At 66.9% G+C, this 9,097-nt stretch carries 7 protein-coding genes; 3 read left to right on the forward strand and 4 right to left on the reverse strand.

Annotated features, from left to right (window positions below):
• Together V7Q39_RS16575 and betI are read right to left on the reverse strand one after the other, a co-directional pair.
• The coding region (locus tag V7Q39_RS16575; RefSeq protein ID WP_333817722.1) for an FAD-dependent oxidoreductase at nt 1–1,043 on the reverse strand (1,043 nt) is incomplete at its 3' end.
• A 1-nt stretch (nt 1,044) separates the two neighbouring features.
• Nucleotides 1,045–1,626 carry a choline-binding transcriptional repressor BetI gene (gene betI / locus V7Q39_RS16580; RefSeq protein ID WP_333817723.1) on the reverse strand — a complete coding sequence of 194 codons (582 nt, stop codon included), beginning with the start codon at nt 1,624–1,626 and terminating at the stop codon, nt 1,045–1,047.
• 86 nt (nt 1,627–1,712) lie between these two features.
• Between betI and choX the strand changes: the two genes are divergently transcribed.
• The 3 genes from choX to choV all read left to right on the forward strand — a co-directional run bounded on the left by choX (nt 1,713) and on the right by choV (nt 4,581).
• Nucleotides 1,713–2,642, forward strand: coding sequence for a choline ABC transporter substrate-binding protein (gene choX, locus V7Q39_RS16585; RefSeq protein ID WP_333817724.1), 930 nt, complete (start codon nt 1,713–1,715; stop codon nt 2,640–2,642).
• Between the two features lie 62 nt (nt 2,643–2,704).
• Nucleotides 2,705–3,556 carry a choline ABC transporter permease subunit gene (gene choW / locus V7Q39_RS16590; RefSeq protein WP_443082535.1) on the forward strand — a complete coding sequence of 284 codons (852 nt, stop codon included), beginning with the start codon at nt 2,705–2,707 and terminating at the stop codon, nt 3,554–3,556.
• Complete coding sequence (gene choV, locus V7Q39_RS16595; RefSeq protein WP_333817725.1) at nt 3,553–4,581, forward strand: choline ABC transporter ATP-binding protein; 1,029 nt, start codon at nt 3,553–3,555, stop codon at nt 4,579–4,581. Before choW ends, choV begins: the two co-directional genes overlap by 4 nt.
• A gap of 237 nt (nt 4,582–4,818) precedes the next feature.
• Here the strand turns inward: choV and topA are convergent, their stop codons facing one another.
• Both topA and dprA read right to left on the reverse strand, forming a co-directional pair.
• Nucleotides 4,819–7,416: a type I DNA topoisomerase gene (gene topA / locus V7Q39_RS16600; RefSeq protein WP_333817726.1), complete on the reverse strand. Its 2,598-nt coding sequence runs from the start codon at nt 7,414–7,416 to the stop codon at nt 4,819–4,821.
• 329 nt (nt 7,417–7,745) lie between these two features.
• Nucleotides 7,746–8,897, reverse strand: a complete 1,152-nt coding sequence (gene dprA / locus V7Q39_RS16605; RefSeq protein WP_333817727.1) for a DNA-processing protein DprA — start codon at nt 8,895–8,897, stop codon at nt 7,746–7,748.
• Nucleotides 8,898–9,097: the final 200 nt, after the last annotated feature.

Raw genomic sequence — 9,097 nt, forward strand, 5'->3', positions numbered from 1 at the left:
TCCACCCCCGCCTTCGACCGGATGAAGGCGCAGGCCTCGAACTGGTTCGACGCGCCGGGGCCTTTCCCGGTCAGAAGCCACTGCGCCCCCACCCAGGCCTTGCCCCAGAGGTTCCAGTACTTGAACAGCGTCACCGGCTGGCTGGCGGCGAACTGCATGTAGATTTCCAGATGGTCCTGAAGGTTCGCACCGACCCCCGGCCGGTCCGCGACGACCTCGATCCCGTGCTCCCGCAGATGCGCTGCCGGGCCGATCCCCGACAGCATCAGAAGCTTGGGCGAGTTGATCGACGAGGCCGCCAGGATCACCTCGCGCCCCGCCTTGATCACCTGCCGCCCCGCGCGGGTGTCGACCTCGACCCCCAGCGCGCGCTTGCCCTCCATCACCACCCGGCGGGCCAGACCGCGCACCACCTGCACGTTGCCGCCCGCCAGCGCCGGCTTCAGATAGGCATTCGCCGCCGACCAGCGCCGGCTCTTCCAGATCGTCGCCTCCATCGGGCCGAAGCCCTCCTGCTGGCGCCCGTTGTAATCCGCCGTCACCGGATAGCCCGCCTGCTCGCCCGCCGCGATGAAGGCGTCGAAAAGCGGGTTCTCCCGCGTGCCCCGGCTGATGTGCAGCGGCCCATCGGTTCCCCGGAACTCTGGCCCCGACCCGCCGTGCGAGTGCTCCATCCGCTTGAAATACGGCAGCACATCGGCATAGGACCAGCCATCGGCCCCCATCTCGGCCCAGGTGTCATAGTCCCGCGCATGGCCTCGGACATAGACCATTCCGTTGATGCTGGAGGACCCGCCGATCACCTTCCCGCGCGGCGTCGCCAGCACCCGCCCGCCCAGATGCGGCTCGGGTTCCGTCGCGAAGCCCCAGTCGTAGATGCCCATGTTCATGGGATACGACAGCGCCCCCGGCATCTGGATGAACGGCCCCGCGTCCGACCCGCCATGCTCGATCACCGTCACCCGCTTGCCCGCCTCGGCCAGCCGGTAGGCCATGGCGCAGCCCGCCGATCCCGCCCCCACGATCACATAATCCGCGTGCATGTCAGCCCCCCCGCGCCAGTTCGGCGTCGAGGTGGCGCAAGGCCAGCCCCACCGCCACCGCCCCGTCCGGAGCCCCAGATTTCAAGACCTCGCGCAGGTAGAGCCCGTCGATCAGGGCCCCCAGCGATTCGGCGATCGCCTCGGCCCGCGCCCCGGCCAGGGGCCGCAGCGCCGACACCAGATTCGACCTCAGCCGCCCCTGATAGATCGCCAGAAGCCGCTTCGCCTCGGGCACGGTCTGCGCCAGCACCCAGAAGTTCAGCCAGGCGCCCACCGCCTCGCGTCGGAAGTTGCCGGGGCTGAACGAGGCCCGCAGAATCGCCCGGATTCGCCCCTCCCGCCCCTCTGCCGCCGCCAAAGCGCCCCGCACTTCCGCGCCGTAAAGCGTCATGATGTGGCGCATCGCGGCCAGAAACATCTCTTCCTTGGACCCGAAGTAATGATGCGCCAGCGCCGCCGACATCCCCGCCCGCTTAGCGATCTGGCTGACGGTCACGTCCAGCGAACCCACCCTGCCGATCTCGACGATCGTGGCTTTCACCAACGCGGCCTTGCGGATAGGCTCCATTCCAAGCTTCGGCATCGGTGCGGCCCCAAAAATCTCTTGCCAAACCGAAGTAGGGCGAAGTTTATTGACTCGTCAATCAACAAAAATTCCGGGGAGCTGCCATGACCATCCGTTCCACCCTCCTGACCAGCGCCGTCACCTTCGCGCTGGCCGGGTCCGCCTTCGCCGAAGGCTGCGACAAGATCAACTTCTCCGATGTCGGCTGGACCGACATCACCGCCACCACCGCCGCCACGACGCTGGTGCTGGAAGCGCTCGGCTACCAGACCGAAACCAGCGTCCTGTCGGTGCCGGTCACCTATGCCGGGCTCGCCAACGGCGACATCGACGTGTTCCTCGGCAACTGGATGCCGACGATGGAGGGCGACATCGCCAGCTACCGCGAGGCGGGAACCGTCGACACCGTGCGCACCAACCTTGAAGGGGCGAAATACACCCTGGCCACCAACGAGGCGGGGGCCGCCCTCGGCATCACCGATTTCTCCAACATCAAGGACCATGCTGCCGAACTCGACTCCAAGATCTACGGCATCGAGGCCGGCAATGACGGCAACCGCCTGATCCTCGACATGATCTCTGCCGGCCAGTTCGGCCTTACCGGCTTCGAACTGGTCGAAAGCTCGGAACAGGGGATGCTGGCCGAGGTGGACCGCAAGACCGGCGCGGGACAGCCCATCGTCTTCCTGGGCTGGGAACCGCATCCGATGAACGCCAACTTCAAGCTGACCTATCTTTCGGGCGGTGACGAGGTGTTCGGCCCGAACTTCGGCGGCGCCATCGTCGCGACCAATACCCGCAAGGGCTATGTCGCGGAATGCCCGAACCAGGGCAAGTTCCTGGAGAACCTGGTCTTCTCGCTCCCGATGGAGAACGAGATCATGGGCGCGATCCTGAACGACGGCACCGATCCGCGCGCCGCCGCCAAGGCCTGGCTGGCCGCCAACCCCGCCGCCTGGGAGCCCTGGCTCGACGGCGTGACCACCAAGGACGGCGGCGACGCCAAGGCCGCGGTGACTGCCGCGCTGCAGTGACCGGCACGCGCGGGGATGCGGAGGAGCGCATCCCCGCCGTCAAGGCATGAAGGGGGACGGGTTTGGACTGGCTGCAATCCAATTTTCCATGGCTTTTCGAGAAAATTCCGGTCGGCTGGGCTGCCAAGCAGGTGGTTGACTGGCTGAAGGCCAATGCGCGCCCGCTGTTCGACGGCATCAGCGATGCCTTCGGCTGGCTGATCAACGCCACGCTCGGCCTGATCCAGTGGCCGCATCCGCTGGTGGTGGTGGCGCTTTTCGTGGCGCTGACCTGGGCCTTGCAGCGGTCCTGGAAGATCTGCCTGCTGGTCCTCCTGGGCTTCCTCTTCATCCTGAACCAGGGCTACTGGAAGGCGACGACGGAAAGCCTGGTGCTCCTGTTCTATTCCTGCCTCCTCTGCATGGCGATCGGGGTGCCGGTCGGCATCGCCGCGGCGCATCGGCCCCGGCTCTATGCCGCCATGTCGCCGGTCCTTGACCTGATGCAGACCCTGCCCACCTTCGTCTACCTGATCCCGGCGGTGGTGTTCTTCGGCCTCGGCATGGTGCCGGGCCTTCTGGCCACCGTGATCTTCGTGGTTCCCGCGCCGATCCGGCTGACCTATCTCGGCATCGCGGCCACGCCGCAATCGCTGGTCGAGGCGGCGACCGCCTTCGGCGCCACGCCCCGGCAGAAGCTGTGGAAGGTGGAACTGCCCTTTGCCCTGCCGCAGATCATGGCCGGGCTGAACCAGACCATCATGCTGTCGCTGTCGATGGTGGTGATCGCCGCCATGGTTGGGGCGAACGGCTTGGGCATCCCGGTCGTGCGGGCGCTGGGGCAGAACAATTCGGCGCTCGGCTTCGAATCCGGGATGGTGATCGTGGTGGTGGCGATCATGCTCGACCGTATGCTGAGGGTGGTCCGCAAATGACCAATGCCGTCGAATTCGACCGTGTTTCCATCGTCTTCGGCGAGGCGCCCCAGCGCGCCCTGCCGCTGATGGACCAGGGCAAAAGCCGGGCCGAGGTGCAGACCGCGACCGGGCAGATCCTCGGCGTCCATGATTGCAGCCTGACCGTGGCCGAAGGCGAAATCCTTGTTCTCATGGGCCTGTCCGGCAGCGGCAAGTCCACGCTTCTGCGCGGGGTGAACGCGCTGAACCCTGTGGTGCGGGGCGAGGTGCGGGTGCTGGACGGCGACCGGATGGTCTCTGTCACCAAGGCCGACCCCGCCACCCTGCGTCGGCTGCGCGCCACGCGGGTGGCCATGGTCTTCCAGCAGTTCGGCCTCCTGCCCTGGCGCACGGTGCGGGAAAATGTCGGGCTGGGGCTGGAACTGGCGGGGATTCCCCCGTCGGAACGGATGCCGCGCGTGGACCGGCAACTGGAACTGGTGAACCTGTCGCAATGGGCCGACCGCAAGGTGGGCGAGTTGTCGGGCGGGATGCAGCAGCGCGTCGGGCTGGCCCGCGCCTTCGTGACCGAGGCGCCGATCCTGTTGATGGACGAGCCCTTCTCGGCGCTGGACCCGCTGATCCGCGCCAAGCTACAGGACGAGCTTCTGGACCTGCAGGCCAAGCTGAAGCGCACCATCGTCTTCGTCAGCCACGATCTGGACGAGGCCTTCAAGATCGGCAACCGCATCGCCCTGATGGAGGGTGGCCGCATCGTGCAATGCGGCACCGCGCGCGAGATCATCGCCAATCCGGTCAGCGATTATGTGGCCGATTTCGTCGCCCACATGAACCCGCTGGGCGTGCTGACCGCGCGGGACGTGATGGAGCAGGGTCAGGCCCGGGCCGGCGCGCGCGAACTGCCCGCCGAGACCCCGGTCAAGGACATCATGGACCTGATGTCGAAAGGCGTGGCCGAACTGGTGGTGACGGAGAACGGCCGCAACCTTGGCCTTGTGCGGACCGCCAGCCTGATGGGCAAGCTGATCAACCCGCGAGGCTAGGGGGCCAAAAGTTTTCGAAAACTTTTTGGCAAATCTTTTCGAAAAGATTTGCGCCCCGGATCGGCGTCGCGCGGGACGTTAGGTACTGCTACGCCCTGCCCAAACGGGAGAGAAGAACGCACGAAGTGCTGGACGATCTGCCCTCAGGGGCGCCCCACCAAGGTTAAGTCCGCGTAAACGCCCGCGCCCAACCCCTTGATTTCCTTTGAATCAGAAATCTGTCCGCGCAGGGCGCGCCTATTCCGCCTTGGCAGCCTTCTTCTTGGGCGCAGCCTTCTTCGCCGGGGTCTTCTTCGCGGGGGCCTTCTTCGCCGCAGGCTTGGCCGCCGCCTTCTTCGGCGCGGCCCTCTTCTTCGCCCCCGATTTTCCCGCCTTCTCGGCGATCAGGACCAAGGCCTCCTCCAGCGTGACCGCCTCCGGCTCCACCCCCTTCGGCAGGGTGGCGTTGACCTTCTCCCACTTCACATAAGGCCCATACCGGCCCGGCATCACCTGGACCTCTCCCCCGTCCGGATGCGCGCCCAGAACCTTCAGCGGTCCGGCCGGCGCGGCCCTGCCCCGACCCCGGCTCGCCTTCTGCGCCAGCACCTCGACCGCCCGGTTCATCCCGATGGTGAAGACCTCCTCCACCTCGGGCAGGTTCGCGTAGACGGTCCCATGCTTCACATAGGGCCCGAACCGCCCGATCCCCGCCTCGACCAGCACCCCGTCCTCGGGGTGGGTGCCCACCTCGCGCGGCAGCGACAGGAGCGAGAGCGCCCGTTCCAGCGTCAGCCCGTCCGGCGTCCAGCCCTTCGGCAGGCTGGCGCGGTCGGGCTTCGGCTGCGCCTCCGTCGCCTCGCCCCGCTGGACGTAAGGCCCGAAGCGCCCGGCCCGTAGGCTGATCTCCATCCCGTTTTCGTCCTGCCCCAGCACCCGCCCGTCCGAGGCGACGCTCTCCGCATCCCCGGCCAAGGGTCGCGTATACCGGCACTCCGGGTAGTTGCCGCAGCCGATGAAGGCCCCGCCCGAGCGTGCGGTCTTCAGATGCAGCCGCCCCGTCCCGCAGGTCGGGCAGATGCGAGGATCGCTGCCATCCGCCCGCGCGGGGTAGAGGTGCGGGGCGAGGAAATCGTCCAGCTTTTCCAGCACCTCGCCGATCCGCAGGTCCGCCGTCTCGGCAATCGCCGCCGAAAAGTCGCGCCAGAAGCGGGAGAGCACGTCCTTGTAGTCGCGGTCCCCGGCGGAGACGTCGTCGAGTTCGGATTCAAGATCGGCGGTGAAGTCATACTCGACATAGCGCTTGAAGAAGTTGGCGAGAAAGGCTGTCACCAGCCGCCCCTTGTCTTCGGGGAAGAGCCGGTTCTTGTCCTTCCGGACGTATTCCCGGTCGACGATGGTGGTCAAGATCGAGGCATAGGTCGAAGGCCGCCCGATCCCCAGCTCCTCCATCCGCTTGACCAGCGTCGCCTCGGTATAGCGCGGCGGGGGCTGGGTGAAATGCTGGTCGGGGGTGATCGCGCCCTTGTCGACCGCCTCGCCCTGCATCACCTGCGGCAGGCGGCCTTCGTCTTCGTCCTCGCCCTCCTGCCGGTCGTCGCGGCCCTGGTCATAGACCTTGAGATAGCCGTCGAAGAGCACAACCTGCCCGTTCGCCCGGAACGCCACTTCGCCATCGGGCGAGGCCAGGTCGACCGCCGTGCGCTCCATCCGCGCGGCGGCCATCTGGCTGGAGATGGTGCGCTTCCAGATCAGGTCGTAGAGTTTGCGCTGGTCGTCCTCGACCCGGATCTTCTCCGACCCCAGGGCCATGTCGGTCGGCCGGATGCATTCATGCGCTTCCTGAGCATTCTTGGCCTTGTTCTTGTACATGCGAGGCGAATCCGGAACATACTCCGCCCCGAACCGGCGCTTGATCTCGTCGCGCGCGGCCATCACCGCTTCGGGGGCCATGTCGATGCCGTCGGTTCGCATGTAGGTAATATAGCCCGCCTCATACAGGCGTTGCGCGGCGTTCATGCATTGCTTGGCGCCCATGCCGTATTTGCGGCTGGCCTCCTGCTGCAGGGTCGAGGTCATGAACGGCGGCCAGGGGTTGCGGGTCGCGGGTTTCGATTCGACCGCCACCACCTTGAAATCGCGGTGCTTTGCGGCCTGCACCGCAAGCTCGGCGGCGGTCGCGGTGGGGATGTCGAACTTGGTCAGCTTCTTGCCGCCGAGCGTGACCATCCCGGCCTCGAACTCTTGGCCCCGCGGCGTGCGGAAGACAGCTTTGACGGTCCAGTATTCCTGCGCCTTGAAGGCCTCGATCTCCATCTCGCGCTCGACGATCAGGCGGAGGCAGACGGATTGCACGCGGCCCGCGGACTTTGCTCCGGGGAGCTTGCGCCAGAGGACGGGGGAGAGGGTGAAGCCGACGAGATAGTCCAGCGCGCGGCGGGCGAGATAGGCTTCGACCAGAGGCGTGTCGATGTCGCGGGGTTCCTTCATCGCCTTGGTCACGGCGTCTTTCGTGATCGCGTTGAAGGTCACCCGGGCGACGTTTTTGCCTTTCTTCAGGCTGCTTTGCAGGGCCTCCTTCAGGTGCCAGCTGATCGCCTCGCCCTCGCGGTCGGGGTCGGTTGCAAGGATCAGGGTGTCGTCGGATTTCAGCGCCTCGGCGATGGCGCGGACGTGTTTCTTCGACTCGGGCGCGACTTCCCAGAGCATGTCGAATCCATGCTCGGGATCGACCGAGCCGTCCTTGGCGGGCAGGTCGCGGACATGGCCGTAGGAGGCGAGGACGGTGAAGTCCGGGCCAAGATATTTGTTGATTGTCTTGGCCTTGGCGGGGGATTCCACGACGACGACTGGCATGTTTCCTGAAACTCCCGGCCTTTGCAAATGGCGCGGCACCATGTGGGGGAAGGCGCGGCGTTGTCAACCAGGGGGCTTCCCGCGCCGCTGCGGTCGCTGGGTGCGGAGGAGGGTGAGGAAGGGTGAACGGGGCCTTGGACAGGACATTCCCGATGACCGGTGCCGGGCGCTGCAAACCCTTCTGAACGCTGGCTTAAATGGACACGTCCTGCAGGAGTTCGGCGTATGCTTTGCGTATGGATTCGGTATGGATGCCCTACATACGCGCGTATGGCAGGGCGGGCGTTAACACTGGCGGCGAATCGGGCCGTGGTGGGTTTGCACCCAGCCTACATCACGCGCGCCAGCAGGCCGCCCGGCTGGCGGGAGATGCGGCCGTCAAGCTCCAGCGTCAGGAGTTCCGGGGCGAGTTGGGCGGGGGTGACGTTCAGGTCGCGCATCAGCTGGTCCTCGGCAAGGGGGCTGGGGCCGAGGCGGTTCAGGATCATCGCGTGGAGGAGCGCCACCTCTTTCAGAGGGCGTTGCGGAGCGCTGGGACCGGGCAGCGGAGGCAGGCGCATCTCGGGTTCGGGGGTGCCTTCCGTGGGCGCACCCAAGGCTTCCAGCACGTCCTGCGGCCCGCGGATCAGAAGGGCGCCGTCGCGGATCAGCATGTTGCAGCCCGAGGCACGGGCGTCAAAGGGATGGCCGGGGACGGCCATCACGTCGCGGCCATAGTCGAGCGCGGCTTTCGCAGTGATCAGGCTGCCGGATTTCGCGGCGGCTTCCACCACGATCACCGCGCGGGAGAGGCCCGCGACGATGCGGTTGCGGAGCGGGAAATGGCGGGCCTGCGGTTCCAGACCGGGGGGATGTTCGCTGATCCGGCAGCCGTTCGTGTCAAGGACGGCGGCGAGGGCCGCATTCTCGGCCGGGTAGATCACGTCGATCCCGCCGGCCATGACCGCGATGGTGCGGCCCGGCCCTTCCAGCGCCGCCTCATGCGCGGCGGTGTCGATGCCGCGGGCGAGGCCGGAGACGACGGTGAAGCCCGCCTCGGAGAGACCCAGGCCCAGACGGCGGGCCATGCGGACCCCGAGGGAGGAGGCGTTGCGGGCGCCGACCATGCCGATGGCCGGGAGGTTGAGAAGGGAAATGTCCCCCTTGGCCCAGAGGATGGGGGGAGCATCGGCAATCTCCATCAGGGCGCGGGGATAGTCAGCCTCACCATGCACAAGGAGTGTCGCACCCAGCGTGCGGCCCTGCTTCAGTTCGGTCTGGACGACGCCGAGGGGGCAGACCTCATACCCCTCGACCCCCGCGGCCTTCGCGATGGCGGGAAGGGCCGAAAGCGCGGCGCGGGTGGAGCCGTGTTCGGCCAGCAGGCGGTGATAGGTGACGGCCCCCACCCGGCGGGAGCGAACGAGGCGGAGCCGGTCAAGACGCTCATCCTCCGTCCGGGGTGTGGGGTGTGTGGGGGTTGAAAGCTGCCCGTCCGCCATCCGTTGCCTCGCCTCGTTCGCCAGAGGCAGTCTGCACCGGCGATGGTTAACGAATGCTGAACGCCCGCCGACCTTGCACCGGAGCCGGATATTTGATCAAATGGCGGCAACGCGACCCTGAGGCCCGGGGTCCATCAGGGAGCACGACCATGCTGAACGCCGAAGTTGCCAAGCGCCGCGACGAAGCCATCTCGCGCGGG

Origin of the sequence: Tabrizicola sp. (assembly GCF_036781545.1) — a bacterium.
GTDB lineage: Bacteria > Pseudomonadota > Alphaproteobacteria > Rhodobacterales > Rhodobacteraceae > Tabrizicola.

Excerpts from the sequence above, each read along its gene's own strand:
- betI (WP_333817723.1), bottom strand. The coding sequence starts at position 1,626 with ATGCCGAAGCTTGGAATGGAGCCTATCCGCAAGGCCGCGTTGGTGAAA.
- choX (WP_333817724.1), top strand. The coding sequence starts at position 1,713 with ATGACCATCCGTTCCACCCTCCTGACCAGCGCCGTCACCTTCGCGCTG.
- choV (WP_333817725.1), top strand. The coding sequence starts at position 3,553 with ATGACCAATGCCGTCGAATTCGACCGTGTTTCCATCGTCTTCGGCGAG.
- topA (WP_333817726.1), bottom strand. The coding sequence starts at position 7,416 with ATGCCAGTCGTCGTCGTGGAATCCCCCGCCAAGGCCAAGACAATCAAC.
- dprA (WP_333817727.1), bottom strand. The coding sequence starts at position 8,897 with ATGGCGGACGGGCAGCTTTCAACCCCCACACACCCCACACCCCGGACG.